Source organism: Bradyrhizobium sp. BTAi1 (genome assembly GCF_000015165.1).
GTDB lineage: Bacteria > Pseudomonadota > Alphaproteobacteria > Rhizobiales > Xanthobacteraceae > Bradyrhizobium > Bradyrhizobium denitrificans.
The window spans coordinates 2,235,985-2,256,481 of record NC_009485.1 but is presented as its reverse complement, the minus strand read 5'-3'; the positions used below and the strand labels follow the sequence as shown (position 1 = coordinate 2,256,481).

The 20,497-nt window shown below is 65.9% G+C and carries 23 protein-coding genes and 1 pseudogene; 19 read left to right on the top strand and 5 right to left on the bottom strand.

Annotation, left to right across the window (positions count from 1 at the left end; translation table 11 throughout):
- The first annotated feature begins 167 nt into the window (after positions 1–167).
- A complete protein-coding gene (locus tag BBTA_RS10160; RefSeq protein WP_012042394.1) occupies positions 168–569 on the top strand; it encodes a DUF1992 domain-containing protein in 402 nt (133 codons plus the stop codon).
- A gap of 238 nt (positions 570–807) precedes the next feature.
- Positions 808–1,287 (top strand): VOC family protein, encoded by a 480-nt coding sequence (locus tag BBTA_RS10155; RefSeq protein WP_012042393.1) that lies wholly within the window; start codon positions 808–810, stop codon positions 1,285–1,287.
- Between the two features lie 39 nt (positions 1,288–1,326).
- Here the strand turns inward: BBTA_RS10155 and BBTA_RS10150 are convergent, their stop codons facing one another.
- Positions 1,327–2,046 carry a bifunctional 2-polyprenyl-6-hydroxyphenol methylase/3-demethylubiquinol 3-O-methyltransferase UbiG gene (locus BBTA_RS10150; RefSeq protein ID WP_012042392.1) on the bottom strand — a complete coding sequence of 240 codons (720 nt, stop codon included), beginning with the start codon at positions 2,044–2,046 and terminating at the stop codon, positions 1,327–1,329.
- A 201-nt stretch (positions 2,047–2,247) separates the two neighbouring features.
- Between BBTA_RS10150 and BBTA_RS10145 the strand changes: the two genes are divergently transcribed.
- The 4 genes and pseudogenes from BBTA_RS10145 to BBTA_RS38780 all read left to right on the top strand — a co-directional run bounded on the left by BBTA_RS10145 (position 2,248) and on the right by BBTA_RS38780 (position 4,414).
- Positions 2,248–2,550, top strand: a complete 303-nt coding sequence (locus BBTA_RS10145; protein ID WP_083780631.1) for a hypothetical protein — start codon at positions 2,248–2,250, stop codon at positions 2,548–2,550.
- A gap of 388 nt (positions 2,551–2,938) precedes the next feature.
- Positions 2,939–3,157 carry a hypothetical protein gene (locus BBTA_RS10140; protein WP_148221424.1) on the top strand — a complete coding sequence of 73 codons (219 nt, stop codon included), beginning with the start codon at positions 2,939–2,941 and terminating at the stop codon, positions 3,155–3,157.
- A 45-nt stretch (positions 3,158–3,202) separates the two neighbouring features.
- Positions 3,203–3,670 (top strand): annotated as a pseudogene (locus BBTA_RS41785) (HWE histidine kinase domain-containing protein); the annotation flags it as partial.
- A gap of 372 nt (positions 3,671–4,042) precedes the next feature.
- Positions 4,043–4,414, top strand: coding sequence for a signal transduction histidine kinase (locus BBTA_RS38780; RefSeq protein WP_083780775.1), 372 nt, complete (start codon positions 4,043–4,045; stop codon positions 4,412–4,414).
- A gap of 18 nt (positions 4,415–4,432) precedes the next feature.
- Here BBTA_RS38780 and BBTA_RS10130 read toward each other — a convergent pair whose 3' ends face one another.
- Positions 4,433–5,338: a LysR family transcriptional regulator gene (locus BBTA_RS10130; protein WP_012042389.1), complete on the bottom strand. Its 906-nt coding sequence runs from the start codon at positions 5,336–5,338 to the stop codon at positions 4,433–4,435.
- A gap of 138 nt (positions 5,339–5,476) precedes the next feature.
- Here BBTA_RS10130 and BBTA_RS10125 point away from each other — a divergent pair, with 138 nt between their 5' ends.
- The 7 genes from BBTA_RS10125 to BBTA_RS10095 all read left to right on the top strand — a co-directional run bounded on the left by BBTA_RS10125 (position 5,477) and on the right by BBTA_RS10095 (position 11,286).
- Positions 5,477–6,757 carry a gallate dioxygenase gene (locus BBTA_RS10125; RefSeq protein ID WP_012042388.1) on the top strand — a complete coding sequence of 427 codons (1,281 nt, stop codon included), beginning with the start codon at positions 5,477–5,479 and terminating at the stop codon, positions 6,755–6,757.
- Between the two features lie 71 nt (positions 6,758–6,828).
- Positions 6,829–7,791, top strand: a complete 963-nt coding sequence (locus BBTA_RS10120; RefSeq protein ID WP_012042387.1) for a PDR/VanB family oxidoreductase — start codon at positions 6,829–6,831, stop codon at positions 7,789–7,791.
- Positions 7,792–7,795: 4 nt separating this feature from the next.
- On the top strand, positions 7,796–7,999 hold the full coding sequence (locus BBTA_RS10115; protein WP_012042386.1) for a hypothetical protein: 204 nt from the start codon (positions 7,796–7,798) through the stop codon (positions 7,997–7,999).
- A 261-nt stretch (positions 8,000–8,260) separates the two neighbouring features.
- Positions 8,261–9,904 (top strand): SagB/ThcOx family dehydrogenase, encoded by a 1,644-nt coding sequence (locus tag BBTA_RS10110; protein ID WP_012042385.1) that lies wholly within the window; start codon positions 8,261–8,263, stop codon positions 9,902–9,904.
- A gap of 65 nt (positions 9,905–9,969) precedes the next feature.
- A complete protein-coding gene (locus BBTA_RS10105) occupies positions 9,970–10,707 on the top strand; it encodes an ankyrin repeat domain-containing protein (protein ID WP_012042384.1) in 738 nt (245 codons plus the stop codon).
- Positions 10,704–11,054, top strand: a complete 351-nt coding sequence (locus BBTA_RS10100) for a hypothetical protein (RefSeq protein WP_012042383.1) — start codon at positions 10,704–10,706, stop codon at positions 11,052–11,054. The genes BBTA_RS10105 and BBTA_RS10100 overlap by 4 nt, the downstream gene beginning before the upstream one ends.
- Entirely contained in the window at positions 11,044–11,286 is a 243-nt protein-coding gene (locus BBTA_RS10095) for a hypothetical protein (RefSeq protein WP_041751355.1), read from the top strand. Before BBTA_RS10100 ends, BBTA_RS10095 begins: the two co-directional genes overlap by 11 nt.
- A 121-nt stretch (positions 11,287–11,407) precedes the next feature.
- On the opposite strand, the gene BBTA_RS10090 is transcribed toward BBTA_RS10095, so the two are convergent.
- A complete protein-coding gene (locus BBTA_RS10090; RefSeq protein ID WP_012042381.1) occupies positions 11,408–11,857 on the bottom strand; it encodes a Rieske 2Fe-2S domain-containing protein in 450 nt (149 codons plus the stop codon).
- 193 nt (positions 11,858–12,050) lie between these two features.
- On the opposite strand from BBTA_RS10090, the gene BBTA_RS10085 reads away from it, so the two are divergent.
- On the top strand, positions 12,051–12,692 hold the full coding sequence (locus BBTA_RS10085) for a glutathione S-transferase family protein (protein ID WP_012042380.1): 642 nt from the start codon (positions 12,051–12,053) through the stop codon (positions 12,690–12,692).
- 271 nt (positions 12,693–12,963) lie between these two features.
- On the opposite strand, the gene BBTA_RS10080 is transcribed toward BBTA_RS10085, so the two are convergent.
- Together BBTA_RS10080 and BBTA_RS10075 are read right to left on the bottom strand one after the other, a co-directional pair.
- A complete protein-coding gene (locus BBTA_RS10080; RefSeq protein ID WP_041750521.1) occupies positions 12,964–14,682 on the bottom strand; it encodes an ATP-binding protein in 1,719 nt (572 codons plus the stop codon).
- A 25-nt stretch (positions 14,683–14,707) separates the two neighbouring features.
- Positions 14,708–16,321, bottom strand: coding sequence for an FAD-dependent oxidoreductase (locus BBTA_RS10075; protein WP_012042378.1), 1,614 nt, complete (start codon positions 16,319–16,321; stop codon positions 14,708–14,710).
- Between the two features lie 135 nt (positions 16,322–16,456).
- Here BBTA_RS10075 and BBTA_RS10070 point away from each other — a divergent pair, with 135 nt between their 5' ends.
- The 5 genes from BBTA_RS10070 (at position 16,457) to BBTA_RS10050 (ending at position 20,403) form a co-directional block, all read left to right on the top strand.
- Positions 16,457–16,861: a nuclear transport factor 2 family protein gene (locus tag BBTA_RS10070; protein WP_041751354.1), complete on the top strand. Its 405-nt coding sequence runs from the start codon at positions 16,457–16,459 to the stop codon at positions 16,859–16,861.
- A 162-nt stretch (positions 16,862–17,023) separates the two neighbouring features.
- Complete coding sequence (locus BBTA_RS10065; RefSeq protein WP_012042376.1) at positions 17,024–17,401, top strand: hypothetical protein; 378 nt, start codon at positions 17,024–17,026, stop codon at positions 17,399–17,401.
- A 2-nt stretch (positions 17,402–17,403) separates the two neighbouring features.
- Positions 17,404–17,922, top strand: a complete 519-nt coding sequence (locus tag BBTA_RS10060; protein ID WP_012042375.1) for a hypothetical protein — start codon at positions 17,404–17,406, stop codon at positions 17,920–17,922.
- A 314-nt stretch (positions 17,923–18,236) separates the two neighbouring features.
- Positions 18,237–18,827, top strand: coding sequence for a cysteine dioxygenase (locus tag BBTA_RS10055; protein WP_012042374.1), 591 nt, complete (start codon positions 18,237–18,239; stop codon positions 18,825–18,827).
- The gene (locus tag BBTA_RS10050; RefSeq protein ID WP_012042373.1) at positions 18,784–20,403 is read left to right on the top strand and encodes a rhodanese-like domain-containing protein; all 1,620 of its coding nucleotides are present in this window, start codon (positions 18,784–18,786) and stop codon (positions 20,401–20,403) included. Before BBTA_RS10055 ends, BBTA_RS10050 begins: the two co-directional genes overlap by 44 nt.
- Positions 20,404–20,497 lie beyond the last annotated feature (94 nt).

The window sequence follows — 20,497 nt, the reverse complement described above, 5'->3', positions numbered from 1 at the left end:
AAATGTTTGCCGCGCGCCACACGCCGGCTGCGCTCGATCGCCTGCCTTGTCCGGGATCTTGAGCGTGCGGCGCCGTTCCATCCGGACACGGCGCACCGGCTGGCGTGGCGTCCACCGCGGCGAGCTGCTACGATCGCGGCGTTGCGATTGCGAAAGGCTGGCCTGTCATGACCGAGCGCAAACCGCTGGCGACGAGCTTCGAGTCGTGGGTCGAGGCGCAGATCCGAGCAGCCCAGAGCCAAGGCGCCTTCGACAATCTGCCGGGGGCGGGCCAGCCGCTTGCAAATCTCGGCGACGAGCACGATCCGCTGTGGTGGGTGAAACAGCTGATCCGGCGCGAGCAGATCTCGATGCTGCCGCCCGCGCTGGAGTTGCAGCGCAGGGTGGAAAAGCAGCTGGCGGCAATCGAGAAGATGGCGGACGAAGCCGCAGTCCGTCGCGAGATCGCCGCGCTGAATGCTGACATCGCCAAGGTCAATGCCACCGTTGTGGAGGGACCGTCGACCCGGCTGGGCGTGCTCGATGAAGATCAGATCGTGGCGGGCTGGCGCAGCCGCCGGCGTCGATAACCGATCCGGGAAGCCGCGCCTGGAGCATCGCTTAGCGATCGCCCTGGACCGCGTGCCCATGGTCAGCCCTGATGCAGGCTCTCAAAAAAATCTCAGGATCAGGCGAGCAACGTGTCGGGCTGTGTCCGCGAGGACCGTCCTTGGGTCAGCCAGGCGAGACGAGCTGGCGTTGAGCCTATTCCGAGGACTGCACATCCGGCGTGACGTGCAGCCTGCATTTGCGAGAGAAGGAAGCCCGATGGCAAACAACAAGAACACGATCTGCCTGTGGTTCGACAAGGACGCCGAGGCCGCGGCACGCTTTTACGCGGAGGTGTTTCCCGACAGCCGCGTGACCGCCGTCCACCGCGCACCTGGCGATTACCCATCAGGCAAGGCCGGCGACGTCCTGACGGTGCAGTTCACCGTGTGCGGCATCCCCTGTCTCGGCCTCAATGGCGGACCCGCGTTCACGCCCAGCGAAGCCTTCTCGTTCCAGATCGCGACCGACGACCAGGCCGAGACCGACCGCTATTGGAATGCCATTGTCGGCCATGGCGGCAAGGAGAGCGCCTGCGGCTGGTGCAAGGACAAATGGGGCATTTCCTGGCAGATCACGCCGCGCGCGCTGACCGACGCCATGACCGAAGGCGGTGACGTCGCCAAGCGCGTGTTCGCCGCGATGATGACGATGCACAAGATCGACGTCGCCGCGATCGAGGCGGCCCGGCGGGGCTGACATCGCCATCCAGCCGGAACGCGTGACGGCGTTCCGGCTCTACGGGCGCAGGCAGCGCAGATGCAGGAACAGCGGCACCCGCAGCCAGCGCCGGCTGCTGTCGCGGGTGATGATCTGCTCGGGTGTCGACGGCTCGCGCAGCGCCTCGATCAGGAAGCCGGCGCTCTCCAGCGCTGCGAAATAGCTCTGCAGCGGGCGGTGCGCGCTGTGGAATGTCATGTTCAGCCCGTCGCGCTCCACCGCGTCACTGAAGGTGAAGGAATCCAGATAGCTTCCCTTGATGACGAAGGGCGCATCCGGCGCCGGGCTCTCGAACCGCCCGGCCGAATTCAGCGGATGGACGATCGCCATGCAGAAGCGGCCGCCGCGCCGGAGCACCCGCGCCGCTTCGCCGATCGCGGCCGGCATCGCATCGACATCCTGCAGCGACATGAAGGCGATGACGAGATCGGCGCAGGCATCGGCCAGCGGCAGCGCGGCCGCATCGGCGCGAATGACCGCGATCGACGGGTCGGCCTGCCTCGCCGCGGCGATGAGGGACGGCGAGGCATCGAGGCCGACCACTCTGTGGCCGCCGGCCGTGAGCTGCCGGGAGAGCCGGCCCTCGCCGCAGCCGATGTCCAGCGTGAGGACACCCGGCGGCGGCAGCAGGCGGTTGAACTGCTCGCCATGATGACGCCAGAAGCTGTCGTGACCTGGCGCCCTCGCCCAGGCCAGCCACGCGCTGGCCTGGTCTTCCCACTGCTCGCGAAGAGTCATCACCGGCCCCCTCTCACCTGACGCGTCAATCCGGAGCCGCGCTCAATAAACCGCTTCCGCGCGAGAGTCACCGGCTGCGCTGACCGCTTGGCGCTTGACGTGCGCGACAACGAAATTCCGGGCCCTGGGAACCATGCGGCCGCGAGCCTATTGGCTCCATGACATATCACCCCTGTGACACGTCCCCCCTGGAGATCCATCATGGCCATCAAGGCTCTCACGATCACTCTCGCCGCCGCTGTGACGACATTGTTGACTGCAGCCGCCTCGGCTGCGCCGCTCACAGCGGGCCTGTCGGGTGTCCCAGATAACAGCGTCCAGCAGGTTCGCATGGTCTGCACCGAGAACGGCCGCTGCTGGCGCGAAGACCGCGGACACCGCACGATCGTCCGCGAAGATCGCGGCGCCTATGGCTATGGCCGGCGCGAGCGTCGTGATGATGACGACCGTGGCGGCATCGGCATCCGTGCCCCCGGCGTGAGCGTCGGAATTGGCCGCTACTGAGACTGACGCGATCGGCGTCCTGATCAGCACCGGCTGATCAGGAACGACAAATCAGTAAGAATTCGAGCAAGCCGGCGCTCGCGGGTGACCGCAACGGACCTGCGAATGCCGCGTCAAGATATTAGTTTTCGGCCGGGCCTCGCTATTGCGGGCGCACGCACCACATATGGATGATCACCGCGCGTCTCCCCGGCTGCCATCGGTGACTGAGAGCCCTGCGCTCCCGCCGCGACCAGAAGGCGGACAGCATGTCGAACATCCCGCAATTGAGCACCAAGGCCGGTATTCGCGAATGGCTGGTGCCGCCCCTCCTCGTGCCGATCTTCTTCGGCTTGCTGATCATCGTTGCGGTACTCGTCCGATGGTAGCCCCGCGCGGCGGGCCGCCGATGCCGGCCGAGCCTGTCGGCTCCTCCGCACCGGATCAACGAGATCCCTCGGCGCTGGATACGGCGCTCAGTTTGCAAGCGGAGAGCGCGCTCGCGAAAGCCGGCCTGATGCAGCCTGGCGGTGAACGCGCCGCAGCCGTCAGGAAGGCCAAGGTCCTCGCCAACGCTGCCGAAATCCTCAGGCATTTCAGCGGGCGGATTGGGCTGCGGACGAAGTGAAGGCCGAGCCGCGGCCTTCTCTTGCGCGCTGATCGACATCTTCCGATGGCGGCATCCAGTGCGAGGACATCTCGGCCCATGCTCAAGATCGATCTCACCACGAAAGCGCATCTTCACGGAACGGTCGTAGACCCGGACTTTCTGGTGCGGGAGATTCGCGGGCTGAAGCGCCTGCTCGCCGAGGCCGAGAGCAATGCAAAGGCGTTGCTCGACAAGGCCGAGATCGAGGCGAGAGAGCGCGAGGTCGTCGGTGGGCTGCAACGGCTCATTCTCGAGGAACTGCAGCACCGCATCAAGAACACGCTCGCAACCGTCGGCGCCATCGTCTCGCAGAGCCTGAGCGGCCTGCCGGCAGCCAAGGACGCTCAGCATGCCATTTCGGGGCGGCTCCAGGCCCTCGGGCGCGCGCACGACCTCTTGCTGCAAGCGCGATGGTCCAGCGCCGACCTCGGCACCGTGATCCGCAACTCCATCCAGGCCTTCGACGACCCGGACGTCTCGCGATTTTCGATTCTGGGCCCCGAGGTCCCGGTGACGTCGAATGCCATTGTGGTCATGGCGATGACGCTGAACGAGCTTTGCACGAATGCGCTGAAGTTCGGCGCCTTGTCGGTCCCGACGGGCCGCATTGATCTCGTCTGGACCATCGATCGGCCGAAGCAGCACCTGCATCTCGTCTGGACCGAACGCGACGGCCCGACGGTCCAAGAGCCCGCCAGCCGAAGCTTCGGCACCCGGCTGATCGAAACGCTCGGCATGCAGTTCGGGGGCGAGGTGCAGCTAAGCTATCCGCCGACGGGCTTCTCCTACACGTTCGATGCGCCGATCACCGCACTCAATTCTCCGGCAAGATCGCCGGTGCACGACAACAGACGAGGATCGCAGATGTCACTCAGCCAATTTTGCGTCGACGAGCAGCCGCATACGATGGATGGACTGCGCCTGCTCGCCCAGGATGGCACGACGGGCGTCGAGGCCTTCATCAGCCGCAAGGTGATGGACATCTGGGCCGAACAGATCGAGCATGCGGGCGGGCGGCAGAGCCTGTTTCGCAGCCAGTACAACGCTCTGGGAAAACGAAACCTTGCAGCCCTCGCACGGATCGTGAGCGCGAAATATCAGCGCGGCGCGGCGGCCAACCGTCAGCATCCCTTCGTCGAGGTGCTGTTCTCGGACATCGCCGAGAGCGGCGAAACCCTGGACCTGAGCCAGTTGGTCCGCGCGCCCCTGCCGCCATCCTTCCACCGCCTGCCGTGAAGGCGGCGGCCGGAGCGATCAAGGCGTGCGGGGCTCGGCGCAGATCTCCTCGAGAAAATCCAGGAAGGCGCGAGCGCGCGAGGAGATCAGCTTGCGGCTCGGAAAGATCGCGGTGAGCTGGGCGGCGCGGGTGTCGAACACGACCTCCTTGCCGATCTCGACCAGCCGGCCCTCGTCGAGCAGCTCGACGCAATAATGCTCCGGCAGGAACGAGACGCCGGCGCCATGCGCCACCGCGCGGCGCACCGCCAGGGGATTGTTGATGCGGGCAACATGCGGGCCGACGTCGAAGCGGACGAGATGGCCGTGCTGCTTGATCGTCAAGGTGCGGTCGCCGTAGCGGCGCTCGCAGATCATCAGATGAGCTTCCAAGGCGCGGATGTCGTCGCCGATGTCATGCGCGGCGAGATAGGCCGGGCTCGTCACCCAGATCAGGCGGCCGCCGATCAAGACCTTCTGCGCCAGCTCGGAATCCTCCTGCACCCCGACCACCACCGCGATGTCGAAGCGATCGGCCAGCATGTCGATCGCCCGCGTGGTCGCCTCGACATCAAGCTCGATGCGCGGATAACGGTGGTGGAATTCGGCGAGCTTGGGTGCGAGGATCTCCTCGCAGAAGGCCGGCGGCAGCGCGACCGACAGCCGGCCGCTGGGCACATCGACCAGCCCGGTCATGACCGCATCGGCCTCCGACACCTGGTCGAGGATCTTCTGACATTGCTGGAAGAACAATTCGCCCTCACGGGTGACGCGGACGCGCCGCGAATTGCGGTCGAACAGCCGGATGCCGAGGTCCTGCTCCAGGCGGGCGACCGACTTGCTGACCGAGGATTTGGGCATACCGAGGGAGCGTGACGCCCCGGTCATGCCGCCCGTGGCCACCACGGCATGGAACACGGGAATGTCCTCGATCCGCCACTTCATCTTCGACTCATGCGTCCATACAGAGAAACGATCCGTGCACAATAGCATCATTGTCTAGCCGGGGAAACTTCTTAGGCTCGCCGGCCACGTGCCGCCGCGCGTCAGCCAGAGGCGGCGTCGCATTTCGCGGAGGGAGACATGGCCCGGATCATCGGCGGCATCGGCGCGTCGCACTCGCCCACCATCGGCTTTGCGCGCGACACCAACAAGCAGAACGACCCCGCCTGGAAGCCGATCTTCGACGGCTTCGCGGTGGTCCGCGACTGGGTGAGGAAGACGGACATCGACGTCCTGTTCATGATCTACAATGACCACGTCACCTCGTTCTTCTTCGACCATTACTCGGCGTTCGCGCTCGGCATCGACGACAGCTATGTCGCGGCCGACGAAGGCGGCGGACCACGCAACGTCCCGCCGGCGAGAGGCCATCTCGGCCTGTCGCAGCACATCGCCATGGCGATGGTCGCCGACGAGTTCGACCTGTCGTTCTTCCAGGGCAAGCCGGTCGATCATGGCCTGTTGTCGCCGCTGTCGATGATGGGCGATGCCAGCGATCCATGGCCGGGCACCGTCGTCCCGCTGCAGGTCGGCGTGCTGCAACTGCCGATTCCCAGTGCCAAGCGGATGTGGAAGCTCGGCAGGACGCTGCGCAAGGCGATCGAGAGCTATCCGGAGGATCTGAAGGTGGCGATCTTCGCCACCGGCGGGCTGTCGCACCAGGTCCATGGCGAGCGTGCCGGCTTCCTCAACGAGGACTGGGACAACGAATTTCTCGATCTGCTGGAGAAGGAGCCCGAGGGGCTGACGGCGATGCGGATCGCCGACTACGCCGTGAAGGGCGGCATGGAAGGCGCCGAGGTGATCATGTGGCTGATCATGCGCGGCGCGCTCTCCGACAAGGTCCGCCTGGTTCACAAACAGACCTACGCGCCATCGGTGACCAATATCGCGACGCTGGTGTTCGAGGATCTCGGCACTGCGCCAGACCCGCGGGAGGTCGCGGCCTATCGCGCGCATATCGCCCATGAGCTGCAGGGCGCGGAGACGCTGCCCGGCACCTACCCGTTCACCCACGCGCGCAGCCAGGCCAATTTCCGCATCAACGACTTCCTGCACCGGCTCGTCATCCCGGCGCATCGCAAGAGATTCATTGAGGAATTCGACGCGCTGGCGGATGAATACCGCCTCACGCAAGAGGAGCGCGAGCTGATCCGGAACCGCAGATGGATCGAGATGATCAGGCGCGGTGTCAGCTTCTTCATGCTGGAAAAGATGGCCGCGGTGATCGGCGTCTCCAACCCGGAGGTCTATGCGGCGTTCCGCGGCGAAACCCTCGAGGCCTTCCTCAAGACCCGCAAGGTGCCGATGCGCTACTCGGTCGCCGGCGGCGCCAAGGCGGACGCGATCGACGCGCAGTGACACACGCCCGACCGCTGGCCCTCCCTTTGCATCGGCTGCTCATCAGCCGGGTCGCAAGATGGAGTTGTCAGATGTCCGACACCCTGCACACCGTCGTCGTGGCCAGGAAGGCCATCGAGGCGCACAACATGGCCTCGTTCGAGCTCGTCCCGGCGGACGACCATCCGCTGCCGGGCTTCACCCCCGGCAGCCATATCGACGTCACCCTGCCGAACGGGCTGACGCGGCAATATTCGCTGCTGAACAGCGCCGCCGAGCGCAACCGCTATTGCATCGGCGTCTGGAAGGATGCCAACAGCCGCGGCGGCTCGAAGGCGCTGCATCTCGACATCAAGGAAGGCGACAGGCTGCAGGTCAGCCGGCCGCGCAACCGCTTCAAGATCCCGAAGGACACCAAGCGCGCGCTGCTGGTCGCGCGCGGCATCGGCGTGACGCCGATCCTGTCGATCGCCGACACGCTGAAGGCCAAGGCCATCCCGTTCGAGCTGCACTATGTGTTCGCGCTGATGTCGCCGGATTCGTTCCGTGGCACCATCGAGGGCTCGTCCTTCGCCGAGAATACCAGGTACTACACGGAATCCAGCGAGGACAATCAGCTGCTGAAAGCGGCGGATCTACTCGCCGACCGTCCCGACGACACCCAATTGTTCATCTGCGGCGTCGACTGGTGGATGGATCCGATCATCGCGCAGGCCAAGCAGAAGGGCTTCGCCGAGGAGCGCATCCATATCGAGCGCTTCACCGCGAAGGCGGCCGCCGCGCTGCTCGACAAGGTGTTCGACGTCACCATCAAGAGCAGCGGCGCGACCTTCAAGATACCGGGCGACAAGACCGTCACGGCGTTTCTCGAGGAGCACGGCGTCAAGATCGCGACCTCCTGCGAACAGGGCCTATGTGGCACCTGCAAGACCAGGGTTGTCGAGGGCGAGATCGACCATCGCGACAAGCGCCTGTCGGCGGCACAGCGCGCCGAGGGCTATTTCCTGCCCTGCGTGTCGCGCGCCAAAGGCGACCGGCTGGTGCTGGATCTGTAGCGCCGTGACCACCGAGACCGATCTGTGGCAGACCGCGTGGATCATCGCGCACCAGCATGGCAGCGACGGACCGGCCTTCGCGACCCGCATGGCCGACAGTTTCAAGCTTGGCCACAAGGTCGACGCGCACCAGGCATGGCTGTCGATTGCGGCCAAGGTCGCCGTGCTGATCGACGCCACGGCGTCGGGCAGCGCGCACCGGCACTGATGTCGAAAACCGGACAGCGCCGGATGGAATCTGTCCGAAGTCGCACACGATCTGCGGCGACAAGCGTATCTCTTCGCTTGTTTGGAGATCCGCCGTCGACCGCTTCTCTATCGTCATTCCGGGGCAACGCGCAGCGGCGAGCCTGGAATGACGATGTGGAGACAGCCGGAGCTCGTCGGAACGGAATTTGCTCCGTCGCATCCGGTCACCCAGCGACCATCCCCCATGCGCGGATACACGCGTCGCGCCTTGTGAGGAATCATGTCCGTGTCACCGTCCAGCGCGGCAGAGCTCCCGGCCGCGGCCGACATCGCGCTCGCCTACCATGCCCGCACCAGGCATAGCCTGAAGCGCTATGCGGCGGGACCGGAGACGCTGGATTGGGATGCGCAGCCCAATCCGTTCCGCGACTTCGCCGGCAGCCCGCGCACGGCGCTGCCGCTGACCTCGGACCGTCTCGCCACGAGCTTCGCCGAGGCCTGCAATGGCACCGCTCCCACGCAACCACTGACCATCGACAGCGTCGCGCTGCTGCTGGAATTGTCGTTCGGGCTCAGCGCGTGGAAAGAGTTCGGCCCGGATCGCTGGGCGCTGCGCTGCAATCCTTCGAGCGGCAATTTGCATCCGACCGAAGCCTATGTGATCGCGGAGCATGTCAGCGGTCTCGGCGACGGCCTGCATCATTATGTCAGCCGCGATCACGTGCTGGAGCAGCGCTGCCGGCGGGCCATGGCTTCAACAAACGAGCCGCGGCTATGGCTCGGCCTGTCCTCGATCCACTGGCGCGAGGCGTGGAAATATGGCGAGCGCGCGTTCCGCTATTGCCAGCTCGATCTCGGCCACGCGATCGGCGCCGTCAGCTACGCGGCCGCCGCGCTCGGCTGGACCGCCCGCGTCGTCGACGGCCTCGACAGCAGCAGGCTGGCCGCACTCATGGGGCTCGATCGCGCCAGCGATTTCGCCGGCGTCGAGGCCGAGGATGCCGACGTACTGCTCGCGATCACGCCGCGCGACGCGGCCGCAGGCGCGCCGCCGCCACTGCCCGCTGCTGCCGCGATCGACGATGATTGGACGGGACAGGCCAATAGGCTCGACCGCCATCCGCTCTATCGCTGGCCAGTGATCGCCGAGGTGAGCGCCGCGACGCGCGGCGGCGGACGTGATGCGGCCGCCGCGCCGCCACCCCACCCGCCGCGCGCCTCGCCATCCCCTGCGCGCGCAGCCGAACTCATTCTCGGCCGCCGCAGCGCCCAGCGCTTCGATGCGAAATTCACGATGGCGCTCGCCGCATTCCATCAGCTGCTCGACGCGCTGCTGCCGCGCGCCGCACCGCCCTGGGAGGCCTGGCCGTTCACGCCGCGGCTGCATCCGCTGCTGTTCGTGCATCGCGTCGAGGGTCTCACGCCCGGCCTCTATGCGCTGCCCCGCAGCGGCGAGGCCGAAAGCGATCTGCGCCATGCGCTGCGTGCCGAGTTCGACTGGCAACGCGTCGCGCGCGCGCCCGATCGTCTGCCGCTGTTTCAACTGCTGCCGACCGACAGCCGCGGCGTGATCCGGACCGCGAGCTGTCATCAGGCCATCGCCGGCGACAGCTGCTTTGCGGTGGCCATGCTCGCCGAGTTCGCCCCACTCATCCGCGAGACTCCCTGGCGCTATCGCCAACTTCATTGGGAGGCCGGCCTGATCGGCCAGGTGCTGTATCTCGAAGCCGAGGCGGCGGGCCTGCGCGGCACCGGCATCGGCTGCTTCTTCGACGAGTCCGTGCACGAGATACTCGGCGTCGCCGGCACCGATCATCAGACGCTCTACCACTTCACCGTCGGCCGCCCCCTGGCCGACGACCGCATCACCACGCTGCCGGCCTATCCCGGCCGCACGCGCAATGAGTCGGGAGCCTTGCCATGAGACCGCGTATCCCGTTCCAACGCATCGATGTCGGCCAGGCCGCCGAGCTGCTGCTGCGCGACGACGTGCTGCGCTTCGACGTGCGCGACCGCGCCTCGTTCAACGCCGCCCACATCACCGGCGCGCAGCATCTCACCCAGGGCAATCTCTCGGCGCTGATCTCCGGCACCACCCGGCGCACGCCGATCCTGATCTACTGCTATCACGGCCATGCCAGCCAGGAGTATGCGCAGACCTTCTCCGATTTCGGCTTCGCGGAGGTCTATAGCCTCGATGGCGGCTACGAAGCGTGGCGGCAGCGCGTCCCGGCGCAGAACGGCTCGGCGAATGTCGGCCCGACATTGGCGGCTTGGCTCGCCGCGGAGGGATTTCCCGCCGATGACGTCGACGCTCGCATCGCCAATCGCACCACGCCGCTGATGAAGGCGGCCTATCTCGGCAATGTCGCCATCATCCGCGAGCTGCTCGCCGCCGGCGCGGCGGTCGCTGCGATCAACGCCGACGGCAACAACGCGCTGTGGCTCGCCTGCGTCGGCCAGCACCTGGACGCCATCGATGCGCTGGTCGAGGCCGGCATCGATCTCGACAACCGCAACGACAATGGCGCGACGGCGCTGATGTATGCGTCGTCTTCCGGCAGAGCGGACGTGGTCGCACATCTCCTCGCCAAGGGCGCCGATATCAGCGCCGAGACGCTCGACGGCTTCACGGCGCTCGACATGGCCGCATCGCTCGAATGCCTCAGCCTGTTGCGTCACGCGGCCAAGGCCACGGCCCGTCCGGTGCCGGAGGTGAGACCATGACCGTCATCGAGCACGATTTCGGGATGCAGCAGCGCCAAATCGAACGCCGGTTCCGAACGCTGCTCAGCCTCGACGCGCTGCACGAGGCCAATGTCCGCGCCAATCCGGTCCCTTATCTGGAGCGGGCGAGCGAGCGGATCTATCAGCTCGAGAAGGCGCTGTTCGAGGCATGGCAGGCGGCAATGGCCGCGACCGACGGCGACGACGAGACGGTGAGCATCGGCAAGGCCGAGCATGCGCGCCTGCTGCAATGCCGAACCATCGTCGCGCGCGCTTATGCGCAACTGGTCGCCGATCAGCCCGCCCCTGAGACGCATGAACCAAATGGAGACCAACATGGCGAGTGACGGCTTCTTCGTGGACTGGGATGGCAATCTGCGCAGCGCCGCCGATCCCGGCGGCGGCTATCTCTGCGACATCGATACGGTGGCACGCTATGTCGCTGTGACGACGAAGAACGGCACGCTGGTGCACGAGGCAACATTCTTCAGGTCGCAAGCCGATGTCGAGAAGGCCGGAATCAAGGCTCAGCTGGTGCCCGGCAGCCATCCCTGGGGCAAGAAGGCGGATGGGTTTTAGGAGATGCGTCGAACGCCGTTGACCCCATGAGCGTCATTGCGCGCGAAGCAACCCAGAGATGGACCAAGACTCTGGATTGCGTCGTCGCTTCGCTCCTCGCAATGACGGCAGGCAGCATCTGTCAATCCGGGTGGATCATGATCTCCATGGTCTCATCAAGATCGTCGAACGGATCAGGGAAACTGACATCCTCGACCAGCGCGACGCCGCACAGGCAGACGTCGCCGTCGATGACGGCGAGCGCGATCGGCTCGAGGCTTTGGCCTTCGCAGGCGCCGGCGTGGCACAGGCCGGTGTCGATCTCGAACGTCGCGCCATGACGGCCGCAGCGCAGCAGCGTCCGGTCGGCATTGAAGAACTGGCCGCTGCCGATGTTCAGCCATTTGCCCTCGTGCGGGCACGCATTGACATAGCCGACGAAGCCACCCGAAGCGGTGTGGACGATGACGATCGGAAACGGCCGCGCCTCGCCATTGTCGCCAATCCGCGACAGGCTGAACGCCTTCGCCTCGCCCCTCGCAAGGCTCGTGGTGGGACAGATGACGAAGACTTCGGGCTCACGTTCGGTCATGCACGGCACTCCCTGATCGATGCGACGGGAGCAGCGGGACCGTGATGTCGTCTCCTGTCGCAAAGCTGACGACGGCAGCTCGGCTTGCCGAGCCACGGCACGTCCCTCTGGAAATTGTCCCGATCCTTGCATGAAGCGTGCCGCGTGCATCGAAAGCACGTGCGATGTCGCGTGGGAGACAATGATGGCCGCGATGAAGTTCTACATGACGCCGGGCTCCTGCTCGACCGGCATTCACATCATTCTCGAGGAGCTCGAGGAGGTGTTCGAAGCCCATATCGTCAATCTCCCGGCGGGCGACAATTTCAAGCCGGACTACGTCGCCATCAATCCGAAATCCACGATCCCTGCTCTGGTGCGCACCGACGGCAGCGTGCTGACCGAGGTCCCGGCGATCGCCTACTGGCTCGGCCGCTCCAGGCCGCGGGCGAAGCTGTGGCCGAGCGACCTCGAAACCGAAACCCGGCTGCTCGAGGCCATGACCTACATTTCCGGCACCGTGCACGGCCACGGCTTCGCCCGCATCTTCGCGACACCGACCTTCAGCCGCAACGAGGCCGACCAGGAGTCGGTGCGCGCACTCGGCCGCAATATCGTCGTGAAGGGCTTTGCGATCCTGAGCCGGATACTCGGCGAGCAGCCCTATCTCGGCGGCGATTTCTCGGTCGCCGATCCGATCCAGTTCTATGTCGCGTTCTGGGCCGACAAGACGGGGATCGCGCTGCCGGCCAATCTGCTGGCGCACTACCGGCGGATGTTGGCACGGCCCGTCGTGCAGCGCGTGCTGCGCGAGGAAGGGTATAATCCGGCGACGCTGGGAAAGAGTGCCGAGTAGCTCCTGCTCGTGCAGGAGCTATAGGTCCTTCTCGACCACGGCCGCACAGGCAGTGCTGGTGCCATGCTGCCAACCCTGGAGCTTATGAGCTCCATCAACGCGACGGCGTCATTGCGAGCGCAGCGGCGCAGCGAAGCAATCCACAGCCACGCGCGCGGCCCTGGATTGCTTCGTCGCTCCGCTCCGCAATGACGTGCCAACGGGATTTCGGCCGTTGGCGTCGACGCCAGGGTCTCACCTCTCGCCAGCCGGAGGCGAGCAGAGCGGCGTTCTACTCCGCCGCCTCTGCCATGGCGGCATGATCACCGAGATCTATGCCGCGGAAGATCGCGCAGCGGCGGAACACGTCGATGGTCGGGCGCACGCTCTTGTGGTGGCAATATTTGGCGACGAGCTTGGCCAACCCCTTGATGTCGCGCCCCGAGGCGCCCGGAAACGTCTCGACCAGCAACTCGACCAAGCCGGCTTCGACCTTCAGCCCGAACTGCTCGCACATCACCTGCCAGATCCGCCGGCGCGCTGCGGCATCCGGCGCCTGGAATTTGATCAGCGCGATGCAGCGCGATACGATCGCTTCATCGATATCGTCGATGCGGTTGGTGGTGAGAAACAGCAGGCCGTTGAAATATTCGAGCACGCGCAGGAACACGCCGACGACGGCATTCATGGTCATGTCGTCCTCGCGCCGCTTGATGTAGACGTCGGCCTCGTCGATCAGCATCACCGCACCCCAGCGCTGCGCCCGTGTCAGCGCATCCTTCAGGGCGGTCTCCATCGCTGCTACGCTCAGCCCGAGCTGCCCGGAATGCACCCGGTAGAGCGGCCGGCCGATGATCTCGGCATAGACCTCCGCCGTCAGCGTCTTGCCCACGCCAGGGGGACCCGCGCACAACACCGTGGTCCCGCCCGACTTGCCGGCGACGATATCGTCCATCAACAGATCCATCTCGGCGGTGAGGATGTCGATCAGGTCGGTCTGCTCCTCCGGCAGCACCAGCTTCTGCTTCAGCTCGGGCTGATAGGCATAGGGCGTCATATCGTCGGCATGCACCCAGAGATAATGGTGCAGATCGAGGTGGAACATCAGCATGTAGGGATGAACAGGAATCTTGCAGAACATCCCCTTCGGGATCGCCGCCTTGGAGTCCTCGACCTCCTGCTCGGCATCGTAGAGATTGCTCTTGGCGGCCTTGCGCAAATACTGCCCGAGAATGTCGCCGGTGACCTCGAGCGTGAGCGCACGCTCGGTCAGAATCCCTTCGTCATTGACCAGCCGCGCGCTGCCGCCGCCGGACGACAGCACGATCACGTCCTTTCGCGACCAGTCCAGGTCCCGATGCGAGGCGTTCGGATCATCGGCGAAAAAGCCGGTCCCGCGGCCGGAGAACTGCGCGCCATAGCGACCGCGCCAGGCGAAATAGCGCTCGGAGGTCTCGTCATAGGCGGCGATCAACTCCGGCGTCTCCTTGAGGACGCCCTTGGCGGCGAAGATCTCGGCGACGGTCCGGCCGACGATGTCACCGGCCGAAATGCGCAAGGTGGCCGTGGTGATCGATCCCTTGGCGTTGGCCTTCAGCTCGATGAAGACGCGGCCGGCCTCGTCATTGGACGGCGCCGTGTAGTCGAGCCGTGTGACGACATAAGGCAGCGGCCGGCTGGCCACGTTGGCCGTGAACATCCAGCCGCGGATGGCACCGGAGGTCAGATAGCGCGCGATCGCGGGCAGAACCTGTTCCAGCTCGTTCTCGGCAAAGCGCGCGCCGGCATCGTTGAACGCCCGCTGCAGGGTCACGATATGCGCCGCGCGCGCGTGCCATTCGGGACCGGCCTTCTGATAGACGTCGCGCAAGAACTCCAGCTCGGCGCCTGCGAGTTGCGCGACGTTGACCTCGACCTTGTCACCGAACCGCAGCTGCTCCTTGAGAGGGGTGAGGTGCGGAAAGGCCGCCGCCATGGCCTCGATGGTCGGACGTTCGATCTGCAGCTTCATCGGTCGTCACCCGACGGTTCCGGTGTCACGACGACACCCCGCTCGGCTGGCGCACCGCGTCAGCCTTGGCCAGCAACAGGTGATTGGCGGCGAGCGAGAACTCCTGCCAGGCGGCGGCGATGTCGCGCAGGATGGTCTGCACATAATCCTTCGGCGGCCTGTGCTCGAACGGAAAGTTCGACAGCGCACAGGAGGTGCGGTTGAAGGCGATGGCATCGTCGAGCAGCGACTGCATGACATCGCGGAACGGCTTCTGGATCTCCGGCATCAAAGCCGAGCGCCCACGCTCGACCGCCACGTTGCGCATGTCGAAGGTCAGGGCATCGAGCACCTGCAGCGCGGCTGCGAACACCTGCTCGATGGCGCCGAGAACCGCGAGCTGTGTCAGTTGCTCCCGCTGCTGCGTCGCGAGGCTGCGGTTGAGCCGCTGGCGGTAGTCGTCGAAGGCCGCATCGCGCTGCGCGGCGACCCAGGCGGCAAACCAGGCGAGGCTGGCCTCATTGCCGGTCAGTCCCTCGTCGAGGGCCACGCCGGCGCGCGCGCCGACCGGCGCGTCGGCTGCGCGGGCGATCGCGCGCTCGATGCGCCGGGCCGCATTGATTGCGCCTTCGAGATAGCCGGCCGCATGGCTTGCAGTCTCGGCGCCGCCGAGATGTAGCCGCCCGTCCCATAGCGGCCGCCGCAGCATCGGGCTGGCGATCTCGCTGTGTTCGCCGCGCGGCGTGGTGCGGTCCAGTGCGCTGCAGGTGAAGCGCTCGGTCGCCCAATCCTGATAATGCTGCTCGCCGCCATCCAGCTCCGCGCCGAACAGCTGCACCATCTGGCTGTCCATCAACATCGGAAGACCGACGGCGAAAGTCTCGCGCAGAGCTGGCGCAAAGGCGAGAAAGCCGCCGAGCGCAGCTCGGTCACCTCCTTCGTCGCAAGCATCGAAAATCTCGCCGACGACAGCCTGCTCGTGGCTCGCGAAGGCATTGCCGGACAGGCCCTTGTCACGCCAACGCGCCTGGTCATAGGCGATCACGACCTTGGCCTGTGCCGCCATCCAGGTCTCCGTACTGCGCATCGCCTCGAAGGTCGCATCGTCGAGCTCGGGGCGAAAACCGACGTGATCGATCAGCAGCCGCGGCGGCAGCGCCAGCACCGCACGCTTGGCCTCGATGGCGACCGATTCGGTCGATGTCGCGAAGACCAGTCGCACATGGGTGCCGCAATCGATGACGCGCATCAGCTCATGGCCGGTATGGATGCTGGACGGCGGGAGATCACGGACGAGCGCCTCGATCAGCCTGGTCATGCCGCCCGAGAGCCGGCGCGCGCCCTGGTGAAGTGGCGGCCCGCTGATTGGCTCCGGGCTCTTGTCCGCCTCCTTCAGGTGCAGAACCGTGCCGTCATCGTGCTGGGCGAAATCAGACAGGCCAAGCTCCGCAATCAGCCCGGTCAGCAGCGGCTGGGTGTCGGGCCAGAACCAGGTCGGACCGAGATCCAGCGCCAGACCCGTCCTGCTGCGCGCAGACAGGACACGTCCTCCCAGGCGATGTCGGGCTTCGAACAAGGCGAAGCTGCCGCCGCGTTGCTGCAAGCTGCGTGCAAGTGCGATTCCGCACAATCCACCCCCGACAATGGCCGTTTCGAGCATGGCAGGACCTCGGCTGATGCGTTGCAAGGACGTTGCAAGCGGGTCTTGCAAGAAGCTTGCAAGTTTTTGCCGGCCAACGATGTGAGTTTCCAAACATCGCTTGATTTTGCCAGCGGCTTGGCCCACCTCATCATGATGAGTGACGAGAGCGACCTCCTGGCGGCCAACGCGGCCTTCTATGCAGCCTTCGCGGCCGGTGATTTTGCCGCACTTGCGGCGCTCTGGGCCGATCGCGACGGCATCTCCTGCATCCATCCGGGATGGTCGCCGATCATTGGCCGCGGCGCGGTGATCGGAACCTGGCGCGACATCATCAACAATCCGGGACGGCCCCAGATCGTCTGCGCCGATCCGTACGCGATCGTCGACGGCGACCACGGCCACGTTCTGTGCATCGAGCTGGTGGATGGGGCGGCGCTCGCCGCCGCCAATCACTTCGCGCGCATCGGCGGCGTCTGGCGGATGGTGCACCATCAATCGGGGGCGATCGCGCAACTCACGTCTGCGCACGACGACCCGGACAGCCATCGCCTGCATTGATCCTCGGCCAACTGGCACGAAACTTGATCTGACGACACTGACCGGCAGCAATGTCGGAGATTGTTGATGTCGTCGCGTCGGATTCGGGCCAGAAGCCTGTCTCCGCGCCCGGGGGAACGGCTGTGCGACCAGCATCGTGCGCATGCCGACGGGAGAGATGGGATGGCCCGCGTTGTTACCGCCTATCTGAAGCGCGCTGAGGTGCCTGAGCGCGCATCTTTGCAGCAGGCGATCGATCGCCTCCCCTTCACGCTGACACTCGACGAGACGTATAGGCCGCTGGAGAGCACGAGCTACCTGCCCTGCACGCTGGATGGAGAGGACGCTGGCTTCGGCTTGCGCTTCAGCGCGGTCGCGCCGCGTCAGGACGAACGCGATGTCGCGATGACGCTCACATGGGGCGGCGATCCGCGCGAAGAGGCGGCAGCGCTCGCGATCTGTGCTGCGCTCGCCGCGACGTTCGGCGCGCTGGTGCTGCGCGACGGCAAAGAGCTTGCACCCGACGAGATGCTCGAACAGGCGAAAGGAGCACTGGTATGAACATGACGGCTCCCCTGCAGCCGACGGCGATCCATGCCGTCCCGGCCGAGCTTTGCGAATGCGGCTTCCGCCTGCTGATGATCCGGCAGTTCAATGTCGGCGCCGTGCCGCCGGCCTTTGCGATCATCGATCAGCGGGTCATGCGGATGCCGCAACGGCTCGGCCGCCACGGCGTGTCGTTCGCCGCGACCTTTCTTCCGGAGGTCATGTCATGGCTGATCGATCATCTCGGCCGGCCGTCGCTGCATGACGAGAGCGGGCGCTCCTACCGCAATCCGCGCTGGCCGGTGGTGTGCTGGCACGATCAGGAACGCTATTGGCCGAGCGGCGCCGTGACGGTGGAATGGTTCGCCGAGGTCGCGTTTCAAGATCATGCCTCGTGGATGGCGTTCCGGACGCGTTGGCATGAGAGCCTGATGGGCCGGAATGCTGATGCCGACTCAGGATTGGGAGAAGCATACGCGCGCGAGTCGCATGACACGGAAAAGGAATTTGCCGACGAGGCGTTTCAGCAGGCATGATCTGCCAAATTGATGCTGGGCCACAACCGGCTCTGTTCGATCCCGATCGAGGCGTGATATCAAACGCGTGATCAAACGAAGCGGAGGCGATCGTGCGCTACGTCTCATGGCTTGAAGGCTGGCTCGGAGGCTTGTTCGGTCATCTGCTCACGGAATGGCAGCCTGACCGCCGTGCCGGTGCTGGCGGCCCCTTCATCCGGCCTCCTGCGGCGGAGCTGTCAAACGAAGATCTGTTTTACCTCGCGATGCTCGGCCCTCACGTGTGAGCGGACCAGCCTCGGCTTCGACGCTCCGTCCAATCCCACGAGTCGACCATGACTGATATCGCGCGCTTCCGCGACTTCGTCGCCGCTACCGCACGCCTGATTGCGGGCACCACAGACGAGACAACGCTGCTCACCGCCCTCGCGCCCAAGCTTGCTGAACTGGTCGGATATGACGACTGGCTGCCCGAGGCCTATGCCGTGGCGGGTGGGGAGAAGTACCGCCAATATCTGCTCTACGCCGATCCGCTGGAGCGGTTCTCGATCGTCAGCTTCGTCTGGGGTCCGGGCCAGGGCACGCCGGTGCACGATCATCGCGTCTGGGGCCTGGTCGGCGTGCTCAGGGGCGAGGAGCTCTCGGTGAGCTATGAACGGCGGCCGGACGGAACGTTGCGCGCCGGCCAGCCGGAACGGTTGCGGGCTGGACAAACCGCCGCGGTATCGCCACAGATTGGCGACATCCACGCCATCTCCAACGGTCTGGCGGACCGCTCCTCGATCAGCATCCACGTCTATGGCGGCAATATCGGCCGCATCCGCCGCGCGGTGTTCGACGCGGAGACCGGCACCGCCAAGGACTTCATCTCCGGATATTCGAATGACACCGTCCCCAACCTCTGGCCCGACCGCAACACCGCCTGACCAGGTCCGCTTCATCACCCCGACGGAGCTGCGGCGGCGCTGGCGGGCCCAGGAAGAAGTGGCGCTGCTCGACGTCCGCGAGGAAGGCCCCTACTCGCTATCGCATCCGTTCTTCGCGGTGTCGCTGCCGCTGTCGCAGATCGAACTGCGCATTCTCGACCTGATCCCGCGGCTGAGCGCGCCGGTCGTGGTCTATGATGACGGCGAAGGCTATGCGGCGCGCGCGGTGCCGCGCATCCATGCACTGGGTTATCGCGACGTGTCGATCCTCGACGGCGGACTCGCGGGCTATGCCCGGGTCGGCGAAGTGTTCCGCGACGTCAACGTGCCGAGCAAGGCGTTCGGCGAGTTGGTCGAGGCGATCCGGCACACCCCGTCACTGTCCGCTGACGACGCCAAGGCGCTGATCGAGCACGAGTCCAATCTCGTCGTCCTCGACGCAAGGCGGTTCGAGGAATATCGCACCATGAGCATTCCGCGCGGCGTCAGCGTGCCCGGCGGCGAGCTCGCATTCCGGGCGCGCGAGATCGCGCCCTCGCCCGACACCACCATCATCGTCAATTGCGCCGGCCGCACGCGCTCGATCATCGGCACGCAGTCGCTGATCAATGCTGGGCTGCCGAACAAGATCTATGCGCTGCGCAACGGCACCATCGGCTGGACGCTGGCCGGCCACCAGGTCGAGCGCGGCAAGACCGCGCGGATGTTGGAGCGGCCGCAGGCGAGCTACGCGGCGGCGCTGGCCGATGCCAAGGCCTGGGCCGCGCGCGTGGGCGTCGGCGAGCTCGATGCCGCGACCTTCGCGCGCTTCCAGGCCGAGGCCGGCACGCGCACGCTCTATTGCCTCGACGTCCGCACGCCCGAGGAATATGCCGCCGGCCATCCGGCCGGCTTCGCCTCCGCACCCGGCGGCCAGTTGGTGCAGGCGACCGACGAATGGGTCGGCGTGCGCGGCGCGCGGCTTGTGCTGTTCGATGATGATGGCGTACGCGCGCGCATGACGGCGTCATGGCTGACGCAGATGGGGTGGGACGCATCGATCATTGGGCCGGACGTGGTTGCGCCGACAGAAGCCGTGATCCCGGCCGCGCGCCGGCCGGCGCTGCCGGACCTTGGCGGCGCCGCCATCGGTGTCGGAGAGCTTGCAGCCGCCCCCGCGTCCTGGACGATCGTCGACCTCTCCCGCAGTCCGGCCTACAAGACCGGGCACATTCCGGCCGCGCATTTCGTGCTGGCGTCGCGCTTTGCCACGGATCTCGCCAGGCTGCCCGGTGAGGGCCCGATCGTGCTGGTCAGCGCCGACGGCGCGGAGGCTGCGTTTGCGCTCGCCGACGCACGCGCGGCAACCAAGCGAGAGCTCCGCGTGCTCTCGGGCGGCACGCGCGCCTGGACGGACGCGGGACATGCCCTGGACACCGAGCGCCAGTCATGGATCTCGACGCCTGACGACGTCTACAAGCGTCCCTATGAGGGCACTGATAACGCCACCGCGGCGATGCAGGCCTATATCGACTGGGAGCTGCAGCTGGTCGCCCAACTCGCCAATGATTCCGTGTCGAATTTCCACGTGGTGTAGTTGGCCAGGAACGTCACGGCAGGTGGGCGCACGCGCCGCTTTGCCCACTCTTCGCTTGTCCCACTGCATGACTCCGTCATTGCGAGCGCAGCGA

Coding starts and splice junctions, on each gene's coding strand:
- BBTA_RS10160 (WP_012042394.1), top strand. CDS start 168: ATGACCGAGCGCAAACCGCTGGCGACGAGCTTCGAGTCGTGGGTCGAG.
- BBTA_RS10155 (WP_012042393.1), top strand. CDS start 808: ATGGCAAACAACAAGAACACGATCTGCCTGTGGTTCGACAAGGACGCC.
- BBTA_RS10150 (WP_012042392.1), bottom strand. CDS start 2,046: ATGACTCTTCGCGAGCAGTGGGAAGACCAGGCCAGCGCGTGGCTGGCC.
- BBTA_RS10145 (WP_083780631.1), top strand. CDS start 2,248: ATGGCCATCAAGGCTCTCACGATCACTCTCGCCGCCGCTGTGACGACA.
- BBTA_RS10140 (WP_148221424.1), top strand. CDS start 2,939: ATGCCGGCCGAGCCTGTCGGCTCCTCCGCACCGGATCAACGAGATCCC.
- BBTA_RS38780 (WP_083780775.1), top strand. CDS start 4,043: ATGTCACTCAGCCAATTTTGCGTCGACGAGCAGCCGCATACGATGGAT.
- BBTA_RS10130 (WP_012042389.1), bottom strand. CDS start 5,338: ATGAAGTGGCGGATCGAGGACATTCCCGTGTTCCATGCCGTGGTGGCC.
- BBTA_RS10125 (WP_012042388.1), top strand. CDS start 5,477: ATGGCCCGGATCATCGGCGGCATCGGCGCGTCGCACTCGCCCACCATC.
- BBTA_RS10120 (WP_012042387.1), top strand. CDS start 6,829: ATGTCCGACACCCTGCACACCGTCGTCGTGGCCAGGAAGGCCATCGAG.
- BBTA_RS10110 (WP_012042385.1), top strand. CDS start 8,261: ATGTCCGTGTCACCGTCCAGCGCGGCAGAGCTCCCGGCCGCGGCCGAC.
- BBTA_RS10100 (WP_012042383.1), top strand. CDS start 10,704: ATGACCGTCATCGAGCACGATTTCGGGATGCAGCAGCGCCAAATCGAA.
- BBTA_RS10095 (WP_041751355.1), top strand. CDS start 11,044: ATGGCGAGTGACGGCTTCTTCGTGGACTGGGATGGCAATCTGCGCAGC.
- BBTA_RS10090 (WP_012042381.1), bottom strand. CDS start 11,857: ATGACCGAACGTGAGCCCGAAGTCTTCGTCATCTGTCCCACCACGAGC.
- BBTA_RS10085 (WP_012042380.1), top strand. CDS start 12,051: ATGAAGTTCTACATGACGCCGGGCTCCTGCTCGACCGGCATTCACATC.
- BBTA_RS10080 (WP_041750521.1), bottom strand. CDS start 14,682: ATGAAGCTGCAGATCGAACGTCCGACCATCGAGGCCATGGCGGCGGCC.
- BBTA_RS10075 (WP_012042378.1), bottom strand. CDS start 16,321: ATGCTCGAAACGGCCATTGTCGGGGGTGGATTGTGCGGAATCGCACTT.
- BBTA_RS10070 (WP_041751354.1), top strand. CDS start 16,457: ATGAGTGACGAGAGCGACCTCCTGGCGGCCAACGCGGCCTTCTATGCA.
- BBTA_RS10065 (WP_012042376.1), top strand. CDS start 17,024: ATGGCCCGCGTTGTTACCGCCTATCTGAAGCGCGCTGAGGTGCCTGAG.
- BBTA_RS10060 (WP_012042375.1), top strand. CDS start 17,404: ATGACGGCTCCCCTGCAGCCGACGGCGATCCATGCCGTCCCGGCCGAG.
- BBTA_RS10055 (WP_012042374.1), top strand. CDS start 18,237: ATGACTGATATCGCGCGCTTCCGCGACTTCGTCGCCGCTACCGCACGC.
- BBTA_RS10050 (WP_012042373.1), top strand. CDS start 18,784: ATGACACCGTCCCCAACCTCTGGCCCGACCGCAACACCGCCTGACCAG.